Genomic DNA, 20867 nt, shown 5'->3' on the forward strand with positions numbered 1-20867 from the left:
ATAGGGATGCAAATGTACTTCATTATTTCCATAGCAAGCTGTCGGAGAGTAACGCCATCTGTGCAGACGCTTAAAAGACTTTTTAGAATCATCTCCTTCATCAATAGCAGCAAATCTTGTGATCCCTGCCCTTGGTTGAAAACAGTGTTCAGCATTGGGATGCTTCAGCACATTATTTTTTCTAAACCAGTATTCTACAGTGAGTTCTTGAAGTATGCCATCAGGACAAGGCATTATAGAATTTTCTTGAAATGCTTCACACTTAAGCCAAGGGTAAGCAAAAACCTTTTTTTGAGGATATAAAATATAATTTCCCCAAGGAAAATATCTCTCAGGTAGTAACTTTTCACTACCGAGTTTTATTCCTATATCTTTAATAAAATTATTTCGGAAACCAATGAGAATAATTCTTTCTCTATCCTGGGGTACACCGTATTCAATAGAATTAATTAACCGCTCTGTTAATATATAGCCTGCTTGCTGTAATTGTTGTTTAAGCGATTCAAAAAATAAACGGTGCTTTGCCGTTTTCCATAAACCCTTAACATTCTCAAATAAAAATAAATCTGGAAGATTGCGGCAAATTAATTCAACGTAAGAAGCGGAAAGCTTGCCATTATCTCCTAAACGTCCTCTATTTTTCCCGCCAATAGAAAAATCAGGACAGGGAGGCCCGCCAATGAAGCCCACAATATTATGAGATTTGCGGCAGTCTTTGACTAATTCTTGAAGGCGTTGTGCTTGTAATCCTTGGGTAAGCTTGGTTATGTCTCCTGCTTCCCCATGATGATATCCGTATTCTGGCAACGGTAGATTGAGAACCTGCCGTGAATAGCGGTATGCTGCCATGAATGGTGAAAAAATTTCATTGACGTAAACAATATTAAAACCGCTGGTTTCAAAACCTAAATCTAGGAAACCTGAACCAGCAAAAAAGGAGAAAATACAAGGGCGATCGCTCATTCAATAACTAATATTGTGAAATAGTTCTATCAATCTGATCCGCCTAAGAGTTTATACTTACACAATAATCATAAAGGAACACTTGAAAAACAGTAAAAACAATTAAAGTTCCTTAAGTACTTAATAATAAAGTTTACTCAATCTTTAACAAAAATATCTGACAGAAAAAGAGTCTAAAGCGACAATTAGGTATAGGAGTTTTCAAACTCTAAACCATGTTTAAGACAAATATTTGTCATTAAATAAAAAATCAGCATACTTTCGGGCTAAATTTTTATGCGAATTTTAATTTACTCCTACAACTACCATCCAGAGCCAATTGGTATTGCCCCACTGATGACTGAGTTAGCAGAGGGACTTGTAAAACGTGGGCACCAAGTACGCGTAGTCACTGCTATGCCCAACTACCCTGAGCGTCAAATTTACCAGGAATATCGGGGCAAGTGGTATGTCAACGAATCCAAAAATGGCGTTCAAATTCAACGCAGTTACGTCTGGATTCGCCCACAACCCAACCTATTAGATCGGGTGTTGCTAGATGCTAGTTTCGTTTTCACTAGTTTTGTGCCAGCGCTCATCGGTTGGCGTCCAGATGTTATTATCTCAACTTCGCCATCTTTACCAAGCTGTGTACCAGTTGCTCTTTTAGGATGGTTACGTGCTTGCCCTGTAATTTTAAATCTACAAGATATTTTACCAGAAGCAGCCGTCCATGTCGGTCTACTGAAAAATAAATTGCTTATCCAGTTATTTACATTATTGGAAAAGTTTGCTTACCACACTGCCAGTAAAATTAGCGTCATCGCCGATGGGTTTGTGGAGAATTTACGAGCTAAGGGCGTAAAAGCTGACAAAATTGTGCAAATTCCTAACTGGGTTGATGTAAACTTTATCCAGCCTTTACCTAAAGAAAATAACCCTTTCCGGGTAGCACATAATCTGAATGGCAAATTTGTAGTCCTTTATTCTGGTAACATTGCCCTAACTCAGGGTTTAGAAAGCGTCGTTAAAGCTGCTTCTGTGTTGCGCCATATCCCAGATATTGTTTTTGCGCTCGTTGGAGAGGCAAAAGGTTTACAGCGATTGCAACAGGAATGTCTAGACTGCGGCGCAGATAATGTTTTGCTACTGCCGTTTCAACCTCGTAAATACTTATCACAAATGTTGTCAGCTGCGGATGTTGGTTTGGTGGTGCAGAAGAAAAATGTTGTATCCTTCAATATGCCGTCAAAAATTCAAGTGCTACTTGCCAGTGGAAGAGCTTTAGTTGCCTCTGTCCCCGACAATGGTACAGCAGCAACAGCCATCAGACAAAGTGGCGGCGGAGTTATCGTTCCTCCAGAAGATCCCCAAGCTTTGGCAATGGCAATTTTAGATTTGTACCAAAACCCCGAAAAAGTCAAAACTCTGGGTTATAAAAGTCGCCAATATGCAGTTGAACACTATGCTTTTGAGCAAGCTTTAAATCAGTATGAGTCGTTGTGTTACTCATTGACGGCAGATCGTCGAGCAATTCAGTATACATCTAATAAAATAGTTACGAAACAAGAAGTTTAGTCTCTGTCAGTAGAGTTAGATTGCATAAGTAAGCGTACAAAAATATTTACAGTCATTGCGAGCGTTCGTGGAGCAATGACATTGTGTAATTGCTGCTGTCCGATTACTTACCTGGATTTTCAGTGCGGCAATGATAAATGTATATTTAATTTTGCACAACTACTTAGATATAGCGTTAACTGTGAATTTTACATTACATATTAGGCTTTTTGATGAATCTGCGATTATTTTCGCCGGAAATTCTTGCTGGAAAGCTATTGGTTGTTTTATCGCTGCACAATAGCCATCTGTAACTAATTATTGCTGATGTCGAAATCTAAACAGTCAATTATCAAACTAACGCCCATAGACACCTGTTTTTTTGTTAGTATTCAAAAAAACCTATTCATACATTTTCAGAGCAATTGTTTGTCGTTTATAAGTAAATGTAAACAATTGTTTCAAAAGAAAGAAAGCACCTGAGGTTTAATGACTGATTATTTCCAAGGAAATTTCCCATTACAGTCTGTTCCACTGATGAAGACTGCGGTAAGAGGCTTTGCCCAAACTGAAGAGGCAAGCGGAAAATTAGCCGTAACTATTGCTGAAGCAGCATCAGATCGCAAAGCAGGTGAGATTTTATTGCTCAAAGTAGCAGAGGTATCTTATCTGGCCGATTACTTTGTAATGATGACTGGCTATTCTAGGGTACAGGTAAGGGCGATCGCTCAAACAATTGAAGGAAAAGTCGAAAGTGAGTTGCAACGGCGTCCCTTAAGGACAGAAGGAAAAGCCGAGGGGAGTTGGGTACTACAAGACTACGGTGATGTGATCGTTCATATTATGATGCCCACGGAACGGGAGTTTTATAATTTAGAAGCGTTCTGGATTCATGCAGAGCGTATTTCCCTTCCAGAATCTGATGAGGGTGAGGGTAAGCCAACATGATTAGGTCTTCGATTTCAAATTGCCCAGTTCCTACAGACCAACAACCGCTCAATGAGTATGAAGAGTTAAAAACTTCCTGGCTGTTTCGTGATAGCACTTTAGATTGGCGCGAGTATATCACGAAATTTGTTTGGATTTGGGGTTTATCTTGGCTAATAGCAGGTCCTGTGGCGGCGGCAAGTTTTCCCCCTCACAAGTATATTGCACATTTTATCCTCTGTGGTGCAGCAGGAGCGAGTGTCGGGGTAGTGCTGGTACTGATAAGATTGTACTTGGGCTGGTTCTACGTGTGCGATCGCCTTTGTAGTCCCACAGTATTTTATGAAGAGTCAGGCTGGTACGACGGTCAAACTTGGACAAAACCACAGGAAGTTCTCAACCGCGATCGCTTGATTGTCGCCTACGAAATCAAACCTATTTTGCAGCGGTTACAATTTACCTTTGCTAGCTTGGCGGGAATGTTCGTTACTGGTACTATAGTTTGGCATTTGTTTTAAAAAGTCATTAGTCATTAGCTAAAGACTGATAACTAATGACTAAAGGCTAATAACTAAAAAAAGGTAATAAATATTAACCCATGACAATGGGAAAACGAACTCAAGCCACAGCACTGGAAGTCCGGTTGCTGCGAGAAGGTCTTATTGAATCCAGGCATATAGTCCATGCTGTTGTATGCGACCAAAGAGGACGGGTTTTAACTGTTGCCGGAAACTCGGAAACTGCTGCATTTGTCCGTTCAGCGCTCAAACCATTTCAGGCACTCGCAGTCACAACCACAGGCACACTGGAACGCTATGACCTGAGCGATCGGGACTTAGCAATTATCACGAGTTCCCACAAAGGAACAATAGAGCAAGTCCGACAGGTATTTAACATCCTTTGGCGGGCAGATATTGACCCGATTACACTCCAATGTCCAATTCCTGAAGGTAAACACAGTCCTCTGGAATACAATTGCTCTGGTAAACACGCAGGGATGTTAGCCGTTTGTCAGCAACGCCATTGGCCTTTGAATAACTACTTGGAACGCAAGCACCCAATACAGCAGTTGATTTTGGGCAAAGTAGCAGAATTGTTGCGAATGCCATCTGAGGAATTTATCAGCGCTCATGATGACTGTGGCGTACCAACTTATCTAATGCAACTTAGTCAAATGGCGTCTTTGTATGCCCTGCTAGCCTCTAGTACCAATTTGGATATGGAACGCATTGTCCGTGCTATGACTCATCATCCCGCTATGGTAGCAGGAGATGGAGAATTTGATACGGAACTAATGCGCTTAACTCCAGGGGAACTGGTCAGTAAAGCTGGTGCTGAAGGAGTGCAGTGTATTGGTAGACTCGGTGAAGGCATGGGATTGGCAATTAAAGTCATGGATGGGGCAAAACGAGCAAAACACGCCGTTGCTATTCACTTACTCCAGCAAATGGGTTGGATTAGTCCCAGCGCCGCAGAAAGTCTCTCAGAAAAATTTGTGACCTTGGGAAAATACAAGCGTTTAGAAGTAATTGGGGAATTATCATTTTTGTAGTTGCCAAACTCTTGACTTTAGGTTATACTCAAGAAGTCAAGAACGACGCGGGATAGAGCAGCCTGGTAGCTCGTCGGGCTCATAACCCGAAGGTCAGTGGTTCAAATCCACTTCCCGCCACCAAATAAAAGATAATAAAATCCTATAATCTAACAAGGTTATAGGATTTTGTTTTAGCTAGCATTTAAAGATTCTTAACTGGAACAGTAAATACTTACAAAAAAACAAGTATTTACTAGATCAGTATTGGAATCAGACTATCTAAGAAGTGCAATTTTGCATCACTAGTCTCGTTAGTGATGCGTCGAAGATTAATAGTGCAATTCGACAGCATTGAGGAATTGAAAACTCTGTTCATTGGACGTCACCTTTGATGAGGATGATGTCGGATTCTTTCTCTGCACAGCCCACAGAATTTTGCTTTGCTACGTCCCATTGTCCTCAATGCCTTAGAGCCAGAATCATCTTTCCGCCGCAGTATTCGCCAAAAGTCACGACGAGCGGCTATGAATGCTCAGTACATAGTTTCTGTATTGGCCGCGGCTTTCCCAAACTCAATACTCTGCTACAAAACCACCTGTCTATAAGATTTGAGACGTGCTAACCCTGATTAAAGGCCGCCAGGGCTAAGTTTAAGATGTGAGCAAAGAGTAAATTTTCTGGCTAAAGTTAGTTTGCCCACAATCCAGGGCTATTTCATTCTCATCTAGCCCGCCTCAGAATGAATTCTGAGTCTAATAGCACTCATTCGTCTAAAGACGACTGAAAAAAGGTTATAGTCCGTTTTAACGGACTTTAGCTATTAGCCTGAAACTTTAGTTTTGGGCGGTTTATGCCTAGAATGAAATAGCCCTGCCCACAATCTTACTTCTTGTATCAATCCTAGTACGCTACCAAAAATCGGAGATTGGGATCTCTTGTGCGTAAGTTCAATAGATTTGCTAATGTAGAAATAATCGAAATAGTACTAGCGTAGCTGCTTAAAATTTATCAAGCAGCAAATTTCTACTAAAAGTAATATAAGAGAAAGAATTATGACGGCGTTTGAACCTCAAAGCATCCGCTCTTATAGCCAAGAAGATGTACAACAAATTTTACACTTAGCGATCGCTCGTCAAGCTGATGACAAAGACACAGAATTTTCTTATGAGCATATATTAGAAATTGCTGCTGAGTTAGAGATTTCACCTGAGTCTTTAAAACTAGCCGAACGCGATTGGGAAGTACAACAAGGCCAAGTCCAACACAGAAAGGATTTTGATGCCTACCGCAAGAGAAGATTTCAGAAGCGTCTAACCAAATATACAATTTTTAATGGTTTTTTAATCCTGGTCGATTTAATCAATGGTGGCGGAATTTCTTGGTCGATGTACATTTTACTATTCTGCGGATTGCCAGTAGGGTTTGATGTGTGGAATACTTTTCAAACCAAAGGCGAAGAGTACGAAATGGCGTTCCAGAAATGGAGTCGTAAGCATCAAATTAAGAAAACCATCAGTACAGTTTTAAACAGATGGTTTAAAGCGTTGCAGACTTAGTAGATATGCTGGCATAAGCAAAGCTCGTCGTAAACATCGCTAATCAAAGAAAAACCCCTCAGTATAGTCTGGGTAATATTTGCCGCCACGAAGGATAAATAACTTTGCTGCTACTGAGTGTACTGTGGACATTTCAGCTAAACTAACGTTATCTCCCTTTTGAAATGATGCATCAGCGGCTCATAGGAATGATTGAGATTTTGCTTGGCATAGGCTAGTAGTTCTTCTGTCCATTCTGTAAACCAAGCAAACACTAAATTAACTTTTTCAATAGCCTCGGTACGTGTTTGGTCGTCCATTTCTATCTTTGTAATGATGGCATGGTCGCAAGTCATAGCATGACCAGATTCTTTACTAAAATGGAATTCCCCACAATAGCGCAATTTAATACCCGTTTCCTCTTCAATTTGTTCTGCCAGTTTTCCAATCAGTTCAAACAATACGTTGCCCGTTTCTTCAATGGCTTCGATAATAGCTAGACGCACGATACTGGATGAGCTATAAATCAAATGAGCCAGCTTGTCTGACAACAAGCGATTGACTGCGGTGCGATCGCTATAGAAAAATTGTAAATACTCAGTAGGCGAGATTTGTTCGCGATCAAAGCCCAATTTGCTAAAGTCTTCCAAATACCATGGCCAGTGATGATCGTCCTCATAAGAGTGTTCGTTCACCATAGCCTGATAAATATCTGAGGTTGGCTCTTGGCGCATAACATAACGATTTAAATCACCAAAACTCATGATAAAAGGAGCCATGCAGGGGTAAAATTCTAGGCGCTGACGAGCTGATAAAGTCTCGTCCCGTAAAAACTCAAAAAATGGCAGGTGGTTGTACTCTTTCTTTAGTTTTAAAATGTGACGGAATGTAGGCTTCATGTTTTGTCTCCTTCCTGAAGGTTCAAGTTGATTTCTTATGAATATTTATCTGTTAAAAAGCGATCGCTTATGTTTTTTCCTTCTGCCTGATTCTGCAAGATTGTTCATATAAAAATAGCCATATATCTGAGATAATTTTAATAAAAATTAACATTCTCCGCCAATGCTAAGACTTATTACTGACTTCGACGGTCCAATTATTGATGTTTCAGAACGATACTATCGTGTTTATCAATTCTGCTTGGAGAAAACCCGTCGGACAAACCAATTGGTGCAAGAACTTCCGAAAGCAGAATTTTGGCAGTTAAAGCGATCGCGCGTTCCTGAAAAACAAATTGCCTTAAATTCCGGGTTAGACGAAGCCCAAGCCCAAGAATTTGTCCAATTGCGGCGACAAACAGCCCATACAGAGCCTTATTTCAACTATGACACTCTCGCACCTGGTGCTGTGGATGCACTGCTAAAAATTCAAAAAGCTGGAATTGATTTGGCAGTTATGACGATGCGCCGAGTTCGAGAACTAGATTATGCCTTTAAAAAATATGATTTAGGGAGATTTTTCCCGGAAAATCGTTGTTATTGCCTGACTAACGACTACGTTAAAACTCGTGATATTGAAGATAAACCTTTATTAATGGCAAGGGCTTTAGAAGAACTACCCCCTGCTGGTGATATCTGGATGGTGGGAGACACCGAAGCCGACATCACCGCCGCTAAAAATTATGGTATTAAGGTAATTGCTGTAGAATCTGGCATCCGCGATCGCACCCAATTGGAACTTTACCACCCTGACTTAATTGTTAAGGATTTCAGCGCTGCTGTAGATTTAATCCTACAGGCTAAACGCATTGTCTAGAGAGGCTTTACAACTTCAACAAGTTCAATCAATCATGTCTTCTTTACAAGTATCAATTTAGCGCAGAAAGCTACTAACCAACCACAACAATATAAATGTCAGCACCGTGGAGAACTGATTCGATGTCAGATTGGTGAATGGTATTTGTGATAGCAACCAGCTAGCAACTAGTCCCCCCACAACTAAGCTAATTATTAGAATGACCAGGGTAAATAAAACTGCTCGGCCAAATTTGCCTTCTTTGCGATTGAGAAAGTAAATACTGGTACTTATCCCAACCACCAATGCTAACTGCAAAACTTGATCGCCTCCCTCTGGGTAAAACACACTAATAGCACTCAAACCCAGATACCAAGCTCCTGGTAAGAGTATATCCGCAGGCGTTGGCTGATCTAACATCCGTTGCAGCCATGCGGGCGACTGCTCACGAGGGGTTGGACTTTCTTTAGAAGGCGATTGCACTCGCAACTCTGGAAACCGGATACGTTCAGGGACTTTAATTTTACCTTCCTGGCGCATCCGCAAGCGATCCATTAAAATCGCATCGTAAGCTGCTTCGATTACTTCTAGATGCTTAATATCGCCACTATGCTGCTCAAATAGGCGATTACGAGCATCTTGAATTTCATCGAAGCTAGCTTCTTCTGATACCCCAAGTTTTTTGTAGGGATTTTGATCGCTCATGGGAGTTTGTTACTTCAGCCTTAGTCAGCGGCAGTCTTTTGTCAAAATAAAAAACAGTTTTAGGTTTTTCTTTGATCGAAACTAAAGTCTCGACCTATTTTTATGCCCTACCAGGATAGTAGCACGGGTTAGTTTAATTGACTTTGTAATTTCAACTATAGTCAACTTTAACATATCACCACAACTCCGTGTATACCCTCATGTCGTTGCCCAGTTCTGGCTCTAATCTAGAACTTGAACCGAGAGTACCTAAAACACATAGTATAGTTTTTATGAAAAAATTAACTTTACTGTTTCAGATTTGGCAACTTAGTGTGCCTTAACAGAATTTTTTAATTATACTGAATAATCGCTTGTGGTATATATCCGCATATCGATTTAAAATTGAAACGTTTTGAGTTACCACTTAACTAGGAAAAAAGAAGGTGTCTCGGTGTCAAGAACTGTTGCGGCTAAAGTCAGAGCGTATACTGTGGCTAACAGAAGTTTCGTGTTCTCATCGCCCACAATCCTGATTAGAGCATTTCTTTTTGAATGATCAGGATTCTCATGCCTTAGCCATGTAGATTCTTAGTTAGTTGCAAAGTGGCAACTGCGTTTCTACCTAACCCTCTGATTAATCTTACGAATTTTTGTGCAAAGTAATGGTCATGGCTCCCGCCAAGATTCTTGTAGTTGACGACGACCCTGCGGTTCGGAATTTAATCCAACGCTTTTTAATGAAGCAGAACTATCAGGTGGAGGCTGCCGAAGATGGAAAAACAGCCTTAGCTCTATTTGAGCAATTTAACCCTGATTTGGTGATTCTAGATGTGAATTTACCAGATGTAACTGGGTTTAACCTCTGCCAAGAGATGCAAAGTCGTAATGGTGTTTTTGTTCTGATGTTGACTAGCCGTGCTGACGAAGCTGACAAAATTCGCGGCTTTTCTAAAGGTGCTGACGACTATCTTACCAAGCCTTTTGGGCTGGGAGAGCTTGAAGTCAGAGTTGGTGCTATTTTAAGGCGTCAGCGAGTCATAACTACCGCCGAGCAGAAACGCTTGGTATTTGAAAAACTTATGATTGATCCAGTGCGACGGGAGGTGGCACTTAATAACCAACCAGTACTCTTAACTGCTCTGGAATTTGACTTGTTGCATTTTTTAGCCAGTCATCCAGGTCGAGTTTGGCGGCGTGCGGAGCTAATCCAAGAGGTGTGGGACTATGAATATGTCGGCGACCAGCGGGTTGTAGATGTACATATTGGTCAAATTCGTAAAAAGATTGAAATTGATCTTAGTCAGCCAGCATTAATCCAAACTGTACGTGGCGTAGGATACAAGTTTGAATCTGCTGCTCACTCCCAGCAGTTGGAAGCCTAGTCTTGAGTTTATAGTCTTGAGTTTCTTAACTCTTGACTGTTGACTCTTATGGGAGCAATTAGTGAATTTCTCTGGCTTTAGTAAAAGACAAATTTAGATAATCAAAATAGGTAGATATTGCTCAAATACAGACCAGTCATTTATTTGAGACATTTATCCGTTTGAGACAGTGGACAGGTGAGAGGGTCCACTGGAAAATATTTCTTTGCATCTGACCGTTTTGGTAGATCCAAGGTGCTTAGGGTGGACTTCCTATCAGACTAGGCTTTGAGTTAAGCTGACACCAAGGGACTGCTGTGCAACCCTACGAACAAAAGAAAACCGTTAGATAGCAAGTAACTAACGGTCAGCTATTAATATACTTAGGTCTTGTTTCAATTCTAAATCTGGCGCTATTATCAAATAGTTTTGGCAACATGAGAAACTATTGGAACCTTATTAAGGATCAGAATCTACTGATCTTTTTTGTTGTAATATTGCCCCCAGATAGTTGATCGCCATTGGGTCAAAATCCTGTTGATAGGGTACGATTTCTCGTACCCATATTAGGGCATAAGCCAGAATAACGCCCTTTATACCAGTACTTATGGGGTGTCTAGTAGATTAGCTGTTGCTGGTGAATCAATGCAGGGCATTTTTACTGAGGAGTGGTAGAACAAAGTTTCCAGATAAACTCTGGCAGCACGGCGATCGCTATCTCCATTTTGGAGTAAAAACAATGATAGCGCCGCCGTTAATACTCTGTTTTCATCCCAATCGGGATGGGTTTCTAAGTAGTTTTTTAAGGATTCGTGGAGTGTTTCAGGAATTTCAGTAAAGATGTTAACCGTTGCTTTCATGAGATTTTCCTCCTATGAGGATAATCAAGAGGGACAAGTTGCTTGTAATGAAGCGGCAATCAGGCTACTTCATACGCTCTTTCGCCAGTCCGACAATCGCCGTCTACATCTGGTGGTAATATATATTACAAATTTGATGCCAACGGTTGAACCGACTATTAGAGCAAGCCGAATCATTGTGCGCCAACTGGGGGTAGGTTTGTCAATGCTGCGAAATGTTAAAAACGATTGTATAAAAAATAAATACGAACGGAATAATCAGCCTTTAAACTGCGTTTTCGTTACTTTACTTCATAAAAACTCAGTACTTCAAGTTCTTTAACCCGATTAATTAACAATCCCCAGTCAGACGGCAAGAAGCCTATTAGCTCGTAAAACACCTGTGGAAAACTGCTAAAATCCCTGTGGAAACCCTGTGGAATGAGTGAGGAAAATTGCAGCCAATGATAAGAATTACAAAAATGTAGCGAAATGATGACATTTAGACAATCTCAGTTATTATCGTGGCTGCCTTCGATACATCCCCAGGTCTGGATTTTCGCAATTGGTAGATTTCTCTCGGAAATTGGCACCGGCTTTACCCTGTTTTACGCCCCGATCTTTTTTGTCAATCAAGTTGGTTTATCTGCAACCAGTGTCGGGGTAGCGTTGGGTAGTGGCTCTATTTCCGGCATTGTCGGGCGGATTGTGGGTGGTTCTTTGGCTGATTCTGGAGAATGGGGACGACGCCGCACTTTGTTGCTAGCTACGGCGATTTCAGCAATTGGTTCTCTAGTTTTAGCTGCCACCAATAATTTTACTATTTTGGTAATTGGTAGCTTGATTAGCGGTTTAGGGATAGGTTTTTATTGGCCGGCTGCTGAGGCTGTTGTTGCTGATGCCAGCCAGATTGATAATCGCCGCGAAACTTTTGCGTTAGCGAAGCTCACCGAAGGTATCGCCCGATTATAGGCTTTTCTTTGAGTGTGGTGTTCGTCGTGGCGATTTTACAGTACCTCAATCGAATTTTGGTTGAGTAACATAATCCCCACGGTAAAATGACTTATTTTTTGCTCTATTGGCGACGTTCTTGCAACTTGCGATACACCGATTTCAAATCAACTTGATGGTGAGCTAAGGCAACCAAAGTATGATATAGCAAATCAGCCACTTCACCAGCGATCGCATCTGCTTCATCATCCTTAAAGGCCATCACCACCTCGGCGGTTTCCTCACCGATCTTTTTCAAAATTTTGTTATCACCACCTGCGAATAACTTACAGGTATAAGAACTTTCAATCGGATGATCGCGGCGATCGCATATTATTTGAAACAATTGCGATAATGTATCCCCTGGTGGCGGGACAATTTTCCCTTCTATCTGGTGAAAGCAACTGCGTTCTCCAGTATGGCAGGCAACATCTCCTAATTGCTCTACACCTATAAGCAACGCATCACTATCACAGTCATAACGAATACTCTGCACTTTCTGAAGATGTCCCGAAGTCGCCCCTTTGTGCCACAATTCTTGCCGGGAACGGCTCCAAAACCAAGTTTCTTCTGTTTCCAAAGTTTTTTGTAACGACTCCTGATTCATCCACGCCATCATCAGCACAGTACCATCCAAATAATCTTGGATAATTGCAGGTACTAGACCCCGTTCATCGTAGCGAATTTCCTTAACAGGGATGGCGTAATTTAGTAAGCGCAAATCGTTAAAAGACATACCAGATAATTTGCTCTAATGAGAATAATTCATGGATTTACGATACCATTCTAAATAGAGCATCTGGCATATTTTTTCAATTGAACTATCTTATCTAGCTGTGACATCTCCTACACTGAACGAAGTACCGTTGCATTGTAGGCTTCTCACCCAATCCGGCCATTGCTTAGAAGGCGATGAGCTTTAAGAACGGGATGCCCCTCCGCTCTGTTCAAAATTATACAATATTTTGTTCGTTGCTCGATACCAAGCTGAGTACAGTTATGGTGTGGGGCAACAAATGTTTTAGCTAAACAAAAGCATTTCGTTCCATAGCAGACTGCATCTTTACAGCACTCAACGCAACTTTGTGAGCTTTTGAGGCTTCACCATACCAATGGATTGCCGAGTTAAAAGCTGCTCGGTAAAGATCCTGGGATGCTTCAGATAATCGAGTTTGAATATCTAAAGGCAAGTCTTTATTGGACTTGTATAACATAATATTTGTTATTTATTTGGTTCAGATAATTCTATAGGATAGGAATTTTAAGCAGTTTTTAACCCTATCCTAAGATAGAGCTTTTTATTGTCCGCTGTTAGGAGAGAACCTTGGTAAATACCACAATTAAAACAACAAAATCACAAGAAGTCTTTGCCGCTGCTCAAAACCTGATGCCAGGAGGAGTCAGTTCTCCAGTTCGTGCCTTTAAATCTGTGGGCGGACAACCCATCGTTTTTGATCGTGTTAAAGGCGCATATATTTGGGATGTAGATGGCAACCAATACATTGACTATGTAGGCACCTGGGGGCCTGCTATTTGCGGTCATGCTCATCCAGAAGTAATTGCCGCGTTGCATGAAGCTTTAGAAAAAGGCACCAGTTTCGGTGCACCGTCAGTACTAGAAAATGTTTTGGCAGAAATGGTCATTGATGCCGTTCCTAGCATCGAAATGGTCAGATTTGTCAACTCTGGAACTGAAGCCTGTATGGGAGTTTTGCGGCTGATGCGGGCTTTCACTAACCGAGACAAAATCATCAAGTTTGAAGGCTGCTACCACGGACACGCCGATGCGTTTCTAGTGAAGGCGGGTTCTGGTGTTGCCACACTTGGTTTGCCAGACTCACCGGGAGTACCTAAATCGGCAACTACCACCACTCTAACCGCGCCTTTCAATGACTTGGAAGCCGTCAAAGCCTTGTTTGAAGAAAACCGTGACGAGATTGCTGGTGTTATTCTTGAGCCAGTTGTCGGCAATGCTGGGTTTATTGCACCTGATGCTGGGTTTCTAGAAGGGTTACGGGAACTGACTCACGAGCATGGAGCGTTGTTGGTATTTGACGAAGTGATGACAGGCTTCCGTATTGCTTACGGTGGCGCTCAAGAAAAATTTGGCGTTACTCCCGATTTAACGACCTTGGGTAAGGTGATTGGTGGTGGTTTGCCAGTAGGAGCCTATGGTGGTCGTCGAGATATTATGTCAATGGTTGCTCCCGCCGGCCCCGTATATCAAGCTGGGACTCTTTCTGGTAATCCTTTGGCGATGACTGCTGGCATTAAGACTTTGGAATTGCTGCAAAAGCCTGGTAGTTATGAGTATCTTGACCGGATTACTAAGAAGTTAGCAGATGGTTTGTTGCAAGTAGCCAAAGAAACTGGTCACGCGGCTTGCGGTGGTCAAATCAGCGCGATGTTTGGCTTATTCTTTGCCTCTGGCCTAGTTCATAACTACGAAGATGCGAAAAAGTCTGATACAGCTAAATTCGGACGCTTCCATCGCGGTATGTTAGAGCGCGGTGTTTACTTAGCACCTTCTCAATTTGAAGCTGGGTTTACATCTTTGGCTCACACTGAAGAAGATATTAAGCAGACTTTAACGGTTGCACGGGATGTAATGTCGAGCCTGTAAGCTACTAAAAGACGTCCAAATAAAAAAGTATCCAGCGAAGTCTTGTGGAGGCAGACAACACTAGAGCCCCTTGCTTGGGTTGGGCATCTTGCCTAACCCGACTTACGCACACCTCAAGAAGGAATGAGAGTTTGAGAGGGTTTTTGCATAAGTTCTAATCAAAATCAACTTCAGTCCACCGAAATAATACAACTAGACATTGTAGTTACATTGCTATGACAGGAAATAAAAATATAGCCAATGTTGTTAAATGGTACAAAAGGTTTATTTCTCTTTTCGATCCTTCTTTTCTTAGCGTTTTTTCGTCGTTTACCCAAGCTGTAAATAATTATTTTATCAGTACTACTGTAATGAAAAAATAAACGGAACCGTTGAGAAAATTTTGCTCGAAACCAATGCTTTCTATCTGCCCCTAGCTTTTTCCTCTGTCTGAACTCTTTTGCTGTAGGGTCTCTAGAAATATGATTATAAACAAGCTCCTTAATAAGTACTCAGGCCTCATTGCAGGGTACCGCGTTTGATTTGTTCGCTTTCAATGGCTTCAAATAAGGCGCGAAAGTTGCCTTCGCCAAAACCTTTAGCTTGGAAACGACGCTCAATAAACTCAAAGAAAAATGTCGGCTGTTTAAAAATGGGCTGGGTGAAAATTTGCAGTAGTAGGGGTGCGGTTTGTTGTGTCGCTACGGGAGTATATTCTTGCCAGTCCACTAAAATTTCCTGTTGAGCGATCGCTTCCAGTTCTAGGGGTGATAAAGACAATCCTGGACGCTGTTTTAGTTGCGAGTAGTAACTTTGGGGAACTGAGAGTAAGGATAAACCACTGGTACGAAATTTAGCGATCGCACTCACAAGATTAGTCGTCCGCAAGGCAATATGTTGAATCCCTGAACCCCGATTGACATCTAAAAATTCTTGAATTTGGGAATTACTAGAAGCTGGTTCATTAATTGGCAATTGGACGCTACCGTTACGCGAAACCATTACCTGGCTGTGTAAAGCAGAGCGATCGGTTTTAATTTTAAATACCTGCTGGGGTTGAAAATCTAGGATTTTTTCATACCAAGCGACGGCACGCTCTAATTCACCAACTGCCACGTTCAGCACTATATGATCTATGGCGGAAAAAGTGTTGTCCGTTGTCATTTGTCCTGTGTTAGTTACAAATGACTTTTCGATCAAAGTATGAGTCAGCCCACCCCAGGCGGCAATTTTGCCACACTTGAGGAATGCCTTACCTACTTGGCGTTCCTGAATGGGTTGTAAGATCGTAGCACCATGCATTTGAGCTAGTGCGATCACTGCTTCTACATCTTCGACAGCAAAAGCAACATCTGTCACACCAGGGGGATATTGAAGCAGAAACTCGGCTACTGGACTTGTAGGCAACAGTGGTGAAGACAGAAAAAAGCAAACATCACCACTTTTTACCACTTCTGTACAAGTATGAAACGAACTGATGCGATCGGCTACTACTTGAAAACCAAGATGGTGTACAAACCAATCCCGCCATACTTTGGCATCTTCTACATAGAAATGAACGTGATCAATTTTCATAGATACTGAAAATCAAGCATAACAGTTTATATATCTGTAAATTTTGCCTTTTTTGCTAGATTTCCACGTCTTTCCTAAGCAAGAATTATGTAGACGTACTCCGACTTTAAAAGAACAAATGACTATCAGGTTGAATGTTAATTTCCATTGGCACAGCTTGCGGTTCGGCAGAAAGAGCGAAGAAAATCGCATTGGCAGCAGTTTCAGGACTGAGCATTTTTTTCCGGTCTACTTTTAGGTTGACATTATCCCAGAAAGGAGAATCTACCCCACCAAAGTAGAATAGCGTGAACTTGATACCAAAACGCTTGAGTTCCTCTGCCATGCACTTGCTGAAACCGACAATACCAAACTTAGAAGCAGAATAAGCCGCTGCCATCGCCATCGAATGCTTGCCCAGAATTCCTACCACATTACAGATATGACCGGACTTTCGCTTTTGCATCTCTTCAGCAGCCGCCTGAGTGGTGTAAAAGCTGCCTTTTAAGTTGACATCTAGCATCTTGTCTAAATCAGCGGGTTCCAGGCTGTTGTAAGGCTTGAGTATACCAGCACCAGCTGCATTTACCAAAATATCGATTTGACCAAACTCAGCAACTGTCTTTTTAATCAAAGTATCTACTTGTTGGGGGTCAGTAATATCTGTGGGAACGGTCAAAACTTGCCCTGGTAAATCAGTTGCCAGTGTTGTTAAACGAACCGTATCTCTGGCAGCCAGTACCAACCGGACTCCAGTAGGCGCAAGTTTATGTATTAAGGCTGAACCAATACCACCAGTAGCACCAACAATAACAACGACTTTATCCTGCATCGTATTATTTATATTTATTTACATCTTTTTAGATAATACTGAATTACAGGCTCAGGTTATACATAGACATCCAGAAAGTATTTACTCGCAGAGTAATGCTGTTACCTCGTATTCCTTCCCATTTGGCTTTAATGTAAATGTGGGAGACGATTTTAGATATTTAAGAAAACTAGAACCTAATTTTAATTCTTGAATAATTGAATTAGGTGATTCCCCGGTGATTTTCCGTATCTCTGTACCTAATTGGGACACAGATAATTTAGTTTTAGGGGACTTGGTTTGTATATCTTGAATAATTTTTAATAGTAATTCATCTAATGCTTTTTCATGAGAATTTTCCGTAAAATCTTCTTTTTTCGCTTCTTGAATAGATTCTGTAAAAGAGTTATCTAAGACAGGGATGACTTTCTCATTTTCTGGTTGATTTGAATTATGTTGAATATTAATATCACATTTTTCTTGAAATAATGTCGCAACATCTACTAACCTGTTTAATCGGACATTGATTGATTACTGTTCACTTTTAATTAAATCTTGAATTGTATCAACCACTTTTACTTGTTCCAAGGATGTAACTTCTGTTGCCACTGATAAGGAATAATGAGTTAATTTGCCAGTATTCCGATTTTCTATATTCAAGCTTTGCCCTTGTCTACGTACCCAATAGACAATTAATCCCTGATTTTGAAGTTCGTTACATAGGTGAATTAAAATTCCATCGCTAGAACAGACTAATATTTCTTTAACTGTTGGATAAGAGCGTAAGATACAAGCACCGAATGCAATCATTTTTGCATCAGCACTATTTTTACCTTCAGGCACATGGACAAGTTGATAGCCACGGTTATATAGTTCAATATCTTGCTTCCCAATACTGGGATTTTTCCAGTTAGCAAATGCCATTTTTACTTGGAGAGGATATTCACATACACTAGCTAAAAATAATTCTGAATTAATATCTAATTTTAAGTTTTCTGCATCCAAAAGTAAAAGTGAGATTCCTATTTCTAATTGATGTTTACTTTCAGTTTTTTGTTGAAATTTTTGGCTCACTTGGCTGAACGTATCAGATTTTAGCCAATCAGGCGATAATATAGTTTGCAGTAGTTTTTCAGCTAATATAAGACTAAAAGAGCTAAGACTTTTCTCTGTAATTTTTTCTTCTGGCAGGTTTTTTACTAAAAAAAGTTCCGCCGCATCAGTCATAGATACTTTAGTATGCTCATTGCTGTTAGCAAGCAAGTCAGTTTTCAGGGAACGAGGTAATGCAAGCTCAAGGAATTGTTTGCCACAATTTTTGCACAGGTAATTCTGCTGGTCATTGTGACAACCATTTTTATAATATGAAGTAGATTCGCACAGAGGACATTTCATTTTGTGATTCAGGTGGTCTAGAGCAGACGCTTATTCTTAAGTATACAGTCTAAAAAGATACTGTTAACATCAGTTTGCATTGCCCAACACAAGAAAAACTCAAAGCAAGCGGAAATTAAATTTAACCCCTAATTTCCGCTTGTATTATGTAGTAGCGCTCTGAATAGCTAGAATTCAGAAACACTTCAGCTGACACGCGCGAAAACGTAGTCACGGGTGCGAGAATCCACGGGGTTAGTAAATATTTTAGTTGTAGTACCAAATTCAACCATTTGAGTAATGTGATTTTCATTACTGTCAAAAAAAGCCGTAAAATCAGACAGGCGCGTAACTTGCTGCCTATTATGAGTAACAAACACAATTGTCAACTCAGAGCGCAAATTATGGATCAGATGCTCAATTTTCATGCTCCCGATAGGATCAAGACCTGAACAAGGTTCATCCATCAAAAGAACGTTCGGTTTGACTGCTAAAGCCCGGGCAATACATAATCTTTGTTGTTGACCACCAGAAAGCTCTAAAGCAGATTTATGCAGCTTATTTTTCACTTCATCCCAAAGTTCGGCAGCTTTGATGGCAGATTCAACAATCCCATCTAATTCTACTTTTGGATGCCATCCAATTAATTTCACCCCATAGGCAACGTTATCGTAAACGCTCATGGGAAAAAGATTTGGCTTAGGAAAAACCATACTAATTTGGCGGCGTAGTCTATTTAAGTTCACACGACGCTCATAAATATTCTGTCCAAAAAATTCTACTCTTCCTTCAACCCTCGCTTCTCCTTCTAGTTCACTCATGCGATTTAACGATTTGATAAAAGTAGACTTGCCACAACCACTAGAACCAATAATTGCCGTGACTTGGTTTTGGTAAATATCCATTGAGACGCCTTCAACTATCTTTTGAGTGTCGTAATAGAAGCTGAAGTTTTTCACTCTGATGGCTGGAATTAGTTTACTCATATTCCCAAGACGTATAAAACAAAGCTTAACTAAGTAAAACAGTACAAATCAGGAGTACTGCTTCACTATGTTACTATGAAAAAGAGATATTCATGGAAATTACTTAGCTACATAGTAGCTAGGCAGCAGATACACCGTTAGTATATGTTCGTATTAAGTTATATCGGAAAAAACTTATCTTTTACAAAATTTTTATACCTACTTGTATCCACCTTTCGCACCTTGACATATGTACCCTCCTTTACTGTTAAAAAGGATTTGGCGTAGTTCGACTTAAAAATAGCTATATGAATTAATAATTTTTAAAACAGCACTTTATGAGTACCCTCTGGCATCAGATGGTTTCATAAAGATCATTAAGTCACGTTAAAATATACCTTAACCGAAACGCCCTGAAATGTAGTCGCGGGTACGGGCGTCTAGTGGGTTGTTAAAGATTTGCTCTGTAGCGCCGAATTCAACCATTTGACCAATTCGACTTTCATCTGTGCTGAAGAAAGCTGTAAAATCAGAGACACGAGCAGCTTGCTGCATATTGTGGGTAACGATCGCAATTGTCAACTCAGACTGTAAACTATGGAGCAGTTCTTCAACTTTCATGGTAGCGATGGGGTCAAGAGCCGAGCAAGGCTCATCCATCAGCATAACTTTTGGCTTGACTGCTAGAGCGCGGGCAATACATAATCTTTGTTGTTGACCACCAGAAAGCCCTAAAGCTGATTTATCCAGCTTATCTTTGACTTCATTCCAAAGAGCAGCGCTTTTGAGTGCAGATTCGACAATCTCATCTAATTCTACTTTTGAATACCTACCTGCTATTCTCATACCGTAGGCAACATTTTCGTAAATACTAATCGGAAAAGGATTCGGTTTTTGGAATACCATACCAATTTGACGGCGTAACCGATTTAAATTGACACGAGGAGCATAAATATTCTGACCAAAAAATTCTACTTCTCCTTCAACTTTTACAGGCCCTTCTAATTCGCCAATGCGATTAAGAATTTTGATAAAAGTAGATTTACCACAACCACTAGGGCCAATAATTGCGGTTACATGGTTCTTATAAATATCCATTGACACCTTTTCAATCGCCTTTGTTGTGCCATAATAAAAGCTGATATTTTTAACTTGGATAGCTGGAATTAGGTTATTCATAGTTGCCACAGGTGCGAAAAAAACAAAAATTTATGAAGAAGAATTCAGAAGTCAGGAGTCAGAATTCAGCATGAATTTGGAGTCCGACTGCTTAATGAATATTGGGTTAAAAACTTGCCCATTGTCAAATATTCTTCTGGTTATTACTTCATCCCTTCCCTACGGGACGCTGCGCGAACAGGAGTGGAGTCAATACGGTTCGGTTAAGAATATTGTAGGTTGGGTTGAAGCTTTGCGAAACCCAACAAACGCCGCAAAATGTTGGGTTTCGTTCCT

22 protein-coding genes, 1 tRNA gene and 1 pseudogene are annotated in these 20867 nt (G+C 40.7%); 12 read left to right on the plus strand and 12 right to left on the minus strand.

The window, feature by feature from the left end; translation table 11 throughout:
• On the minus strand, positions 1–963 hold a 963-nt coding region (locus tag ACEW80_RS09255), incomplete at its 3' end, for a DNA cytosine methyltransferase (protein ID WP_373526298.1).
• A 276-nt stretch (positions 964–1239) separates the two neighbouring features.
• Between ACEW80_RS09255 and ACEW80_RS09260 the strand changes: the two genes are divergently transcribed.
• The 6 genes from ACEW80_RS09260 to ACEW80_RS09285 all read left to right on the plus strand — a co-directional run bounded on the left by ACEW80_RS09260 (position 1240) and on the right by ACEW80_RS09285 (position 6516).
• Positions 1240–2520: a WcaI family glycosyltransferase gene (locus tag ACEW80_RS09260; RefSeq protein WP_373526299.1), complete on the plus strand. Its 1281-nt coding sequence runs from the start codon at positions 1240–1242 to the stop codon at positions 2518–2520.
• Positions 2521–2988: 468 nt separating this feature from the next.
• Complete coding sequence (gene rsfS, locus ACEW80_RS09265) at positions 2989–3447, plus strand: ribosome silencing factor (RefSeq protein ID WP_373526300.1); 459 nt, start codon at positions 2989–2991, stop codon at positions 3445–3447.
• Positions 3444–3944 carry a CGLD27 family protein gene (locus ACEW80_RS09270; RefSeq protein WP_373526301.1) on the plus strand — a complete coding sequence of 167 codons (501 nt, stop codon included), beginning with the start codon at positions 3444–3446 and terminating at the stop codon, positions 3942–3944. The genes rsfS and ACEW80_RS09270 overlap by 4 nt, the downstream gene beginning before the upstream one ends.
• Positions 3945–4024: 80 nt before the next feature.
• Complete coding sequence (locus ACEW80_RS09275) at positions 4025–4978, plus strand: asparaginase (RefSeq protein WP_373526302.1); 954 nt, start codon at positions 4025–4027, stop codon at positions 4976–4978.
• A 46-nt stretch (positions 4979–5024) separates the two neighbouring features.
• Positions 5025–5101: transfer RNA gene (locus tag ACEW80_RS09280), tRNA-Met, on the plus strand.
• A 911-nt stretch (positions 5102–6012) separates the two neighbouring features.
• Positions 6013–6516 carry a 2TM domain-containing protein gene (locus ACEW80_RS09285; protein WP_373526303.1) on the plus strand — a complete coding sequence of 168 codons (504 nt, stop codon included), beginning with the start codon at positions 6013–6015 and terminating at the stop codon, positions 6514–6516.
• A 137-nt stretch (positions 6517–6653) separates the two neighbouring features.
• On the opposite strand, the gene ACEW80_RS09290 is transcribed toward ACEW80_RS09285, so the two are convergent.
• Positions 6654–7394: a hypothetical protein gene (locus ACEW80_RS09290; RefSeq protein WP_373526304.1), complete on the minus strand. Its 741-nt coding sequence runs from the start codon at positions 7392–7394 to the stop codon at positions 6654–6656.
• A gap of 163 nt (positions 7395–7557) precedes the next feature.
• Here ACEW80_RS09290 and ACEW80_RS09295 point away from each other — a divergent pair, with 163 nt between their 5' ends.
• Positions 7558–8250, plus strand: coding sequence for an HAD family hydrolase (locus tag ACEW80_RS09295; protein ID WP_373526305.1), 693 nt, complete (start codon positions 7558–7560; stop codon positions 8248–8250).
• Positions 8251–8307: 57 nt separating this feature from the next.
• Here the strand turns inward: ACEW80_RS09295 and ACEW80_RS09300 are convergent, their stop codons facing one another.
• Entirely contained in the window at positions 8308–8934 is a 627-nt protein-coding gene (locus ACEW80_RS09300; RefSeq protein ID WP_373526306.1) for a CPP1-like family protein, read from the minus strand.
• A gap of 650 nt (positions 8935–9584) precedes the next feature.
• Between ACEW80_RS09300 and ACEW80_RS09305 the strand changes: the two genes are divergently transcribed.
• A complete protein-coding gene (locus tag ACEW80_RS09305) occupies positions 9585–10298 on the plus strand; it encodes a response regulator transcription factor (protein ID WP_373526307.1) in 714 nt (237 codons plus the stop codon).
• A 647-nt stretch (positions 10299–10945) separates the two neighbouring features.
• On the opposite strand, the pseudogene ACEW80_RS09310 reads toward ACEW80_RS09305, so the two are convergent.
• A pseudogene (locus tag ACEW80_RS09310) lies at positions 10946–11137 on the minus strand (DUF2811 domain-containing protein); the annotation flags it as partial.
• Between ACEW80_RS09310 and ACEW80_RS09315 the strand changes: the two are divergent.
• Positions 11136–11459, plus strand: a complete 324-nt coding sequence (locus ACEW80_RS09315) for a hypothetical protein (RefSeq protein ID WP_373526308.1) — start codon at positions 11136–11138, stop codon at positions 11457–11459. The pseudogene ACEW80_RS09310 and the gene ACEW80_RS09315 sit on opposite strands and share 2 nt — an antisense overlap.
• 149 nt (positions 11460–11608) lie before the next feature.
• Positions 11609–12088 (plus strand): MFS transporter, encoded by a 480-nt coding sequence (locus ACEW80_RS09320; protein WP_373526309.1) that lies wholly within the window; start codon positions 11609–11611, stop codon positions 12086–12088.
• A 103-nt stretch (positions 12089–12191) separates the two neighbouring features.
• On the opposite strand, the gene hisIE is transcribed toward ACEW80_RS09320, so the two are convergent.
• Positions 12192–12842: a bifunctional phosphoribosyl-AMP cyclohydrolase/phosphoribosyl-ATP diphosphatase HisIE gene (hisIE, locus tag ACEW80_RS09325; RefSeq protein WP_373526310.1), complete on the minus strand. Its 651-nt coding sequence runs from the start codon at positions 12840–12842 to the stop codon at positions 12192–12194.
• Positions 12843–13131: 289 nt separating this feature from the next.
• Positions 13132–13320 (minus strand): ChaB family protein, encoded by a 189-nt coding sequence (locus ACEW80_RS09330; RefSeq protein WP_373526311.1) that lies wholly within the window; start codon positions 13318–13320, stop codon positions 13132–13134.
• 110 nt (positions 13321–13430) lie between these two features.
• Here ACEW80_RS09330 and hemL point away from each other — a divergent pair, with 110 nt between their 5' ends.
• Entirely contained in the window at positions 13431–14729 is a 1299-nt protein-coding gene (gene hemL / locus ACEW80_RS09335) for a glutamate-1-semialdehyde 2,1-aminomutase (protein WP_373526312.1), read from the plus strand.
• A 170-nt stretch (positions 14730–14899) separates the two neighbouring features.
• Here hemL and ACEW80_RS09340 read toward each other — a convergent pair whose 3' ends face one another.
• The 6 genes from ACEW80_RS09340 to pstB all read right to left on the minus strand — a co-directional run bounded on the left by ACEW80_RS09340 (position 14900) and on the right by pstB (position 20591).
• Positions 14900–15214 (minus strand): type II toxin-antitoxin system YhaV family toxin, encoded by a 315-nt coding sequence (locus ACEW80_RS09340; RefSeq protein WP_373526319.1) that lies wholly within the window; start codon positions 15212–15214, stop codon positions 14900–14902.
• 13 nt (positions 15215–15227) lie between these two features.
• Positions 15228–16283, minus strand: a complete 1056-nt coding sequence (gene hppD, locus ACEW80_RS09345) for a 4-hydroxyphenylpyruvate dioxygenase (RefSeq protein WP_373526313.1) — start codon at positions 16281–16283, stop codon at positions 15228–15230.
• A gap of 106 nt (positions 16284–16389) precedes the next feature.
• Entirely contained in the window at positions 16390–17094 is a 705-nt protein-coding gene (locus ACEW80_RS09350) for an SDR family oxidoreductase (RefSeq protein WP_373526314.1), read from the minus strand.
• Positions 17095–17604: 510 nt separating this feature from the next.
• Complete coding sequence (locus tag ACEW80_RS09355; RefSeq protein ID WP_373526315.1) at positions 17605–18468, minus strand: NYN domain-containing protein; 864 nt, start codon at positions 18466–18468, stop codon at positions 17605–17607.
• Between the two features lie 185 nt (positions 18469–18653).
• On the minus strand, positions 18654–19433 hold the full coding sequence (locus tag ACEW80_RS09360; RefSeq protein WP_373526316.1) for a phosphate ABC transporter ATP-binding protein: 780 nt from the start codon (positions 19431–19433) through the stop codon (positions 18654–18656).
• A 378-nt stretch (positions 19434–19811) separates the two neighbouring features.
• A complete protein-coding gene (pstB, locus tag ACEW80_RS09365) occupies positions 19812–20591 on the minus strand; it encodes a phosphate ABC transporter ATP-binding protein PstB (RefSeq protein ID WP_373526317.1) in 780 nt (259 codons plus the stop codon).
• A gap of 70 nt (positions 20592–20661) precedes the next feature.
• Here pstB and ACEW80_RS09370 point away from each other — a divergent pair.
• Positions 20662–20867, plus strand: a 206-nt coding sequence (locus ACEW80_RS09370; RefSeq protein ID WP_373526318.1) for a hypothetical protein, incomplete at its 3' end; no start/stop codon positions are given.

The organism is Nostoc sp., assembly GCF_041747015.1.
Classification (GTDB): Bacteria; Cyanobacteriota; Cyanobacteriia; order Cyanobacteriales; family Nostocaceae; genus Nostoc.

What these genes read in the sequence shown, in the direction of transcription:
- ACEW80_RS09260 (WP_373526299.1), top strand. Translation starts at nt 1,240, where the DNA reads ATGCGAATTTTAATTTACTCCTACAACTACCATCCAGAGCCAATTGGT.
- rsfS (WP_373526300.1), top strand. Translation starts at nt 2,989, where the DNA reads ATGACTGATTATTTCCAAGGAAATTTCCCATTACAGTCTGTTCCACTG.
- ACEW80_RS09270 (WP_373526301.1), top strand. Translation starts at nt 3,444, where the DNA reads ATGATTAGGTCTTCGATTTCAAATTGCCCAGTTCCTACAGACCAACAA.
- ACEW80_RS09275 (WP_373526302.1), top strand. Translation starts at nt 4,025, where the DNA reads ATGACAATGGGAAAACGAACTCAAGCCACAGCACTGGAAGTCCGGTTG.
- ACEW80_RS09285 (WP_373526303.1), top strand. Translation starts at nt 6,013, where the DNA reads ATGACGGCGTTTGAACCTCAAAGCATCCGCTCTTATAGCCAAGAAGAT.
- ACEW80_RS09290 (WP_373526304.1), bottom strand. Translation starts at nt 7,394, where the DNA reads ATGAAGCCTACATTCCGTCACATTTTAAAACTAAAGAAAGAGTACAAC.
- ACEW80_RS09295 (WP_373526305.1), top strand. Translation starts at nt 7,558, where the DNA reads ATGCTAAGACTTATTACTGACTTCGACGGTCCAATTATTGATGTTTCA.
- ACEW80_RS09300 (WP_373526306.1), bottom strand. Translation starts at nt 8,934, where the DNA reads ATGAGCGATCAAAATCCCTACAAAAAACTTGGGGTATCAGAAGAAGCT.
- ACEW80_RS09305 (WP_373526307.1), top strand. Translation starts at nt 9,585, where the DNA reads ATGGCTCCCGCCAAGATTCTTGTAGTTGACGACGACCCTGCGGTTCGG.
- ACEW80_RS09315 (WP_373526308.1), top strand. Translation starts at nt 11,136, where the DNA reads ATGAGATTTTCCTCCTATGAGGATAATCAAGAGGGACAAGTTGCTTGT.
- ACEW80_RS09320 (WP_373526309.1), top strand. Translation starts at nt 11,609, where the DNA reads ATGATGACATTTAGACAATCTCAGTTATTATCGTGGCTGCCTTCGATA.
- hisIE (WP_373526310.1), bottom strand. Translation starts at nt 12,842, where the DNA reads ATGTCTTTTAACGATTTGCGCTTACTAAATTACGCCATCCCTGTTAAG.
- ACEW80_RS09330 (WP_373526311.1), bottom strand. Translation starts at nt 13,320, where the DNA reads ATGTTATACAAGTCCAATAAAGACTTGCCTTTAGATATTCAAACTCGA.
- hppD (WP_373526313.1), bottom strand. Translation starts at nt 16,283, where the DNA reads ATGAAAATTGATCACGTTCATTTCTATGTAGAAGATGCCAAAGTATGG.
- ACEW80_RS09350 (WP_373526314.1), bottom strand. Translation starts at nt 17,094, where the DNA reads ATGCAGGATAAAGTCGTTGTTATTGTTGGTGCTACTGGTGGTATTGGT.
- ACEW80_RS09355 (WP_373526315.1), bottom strand. Translation starts at nt 18,468, where the DNA reads ATGAAATGTCCTCTGTGCGAATCTACTTCATATTATAAAAATGGTTGT.
- ACEW80_RS09360 (WP_373526316.1), bottom strand. Translation starts at nt 19,433, where the DNA reads ATGAGTAAACTAATTCCAGCCATCAGAGTGAAAAACTTCAGCTTCTAT.
- pstB (WP_373526317.1), bottom strand. Translation starts at nt 20,591, where the DNA reads ATGAATAACCTAATTCCAGCTATCCAAGTTAAAAATATCAGCTTTTAT.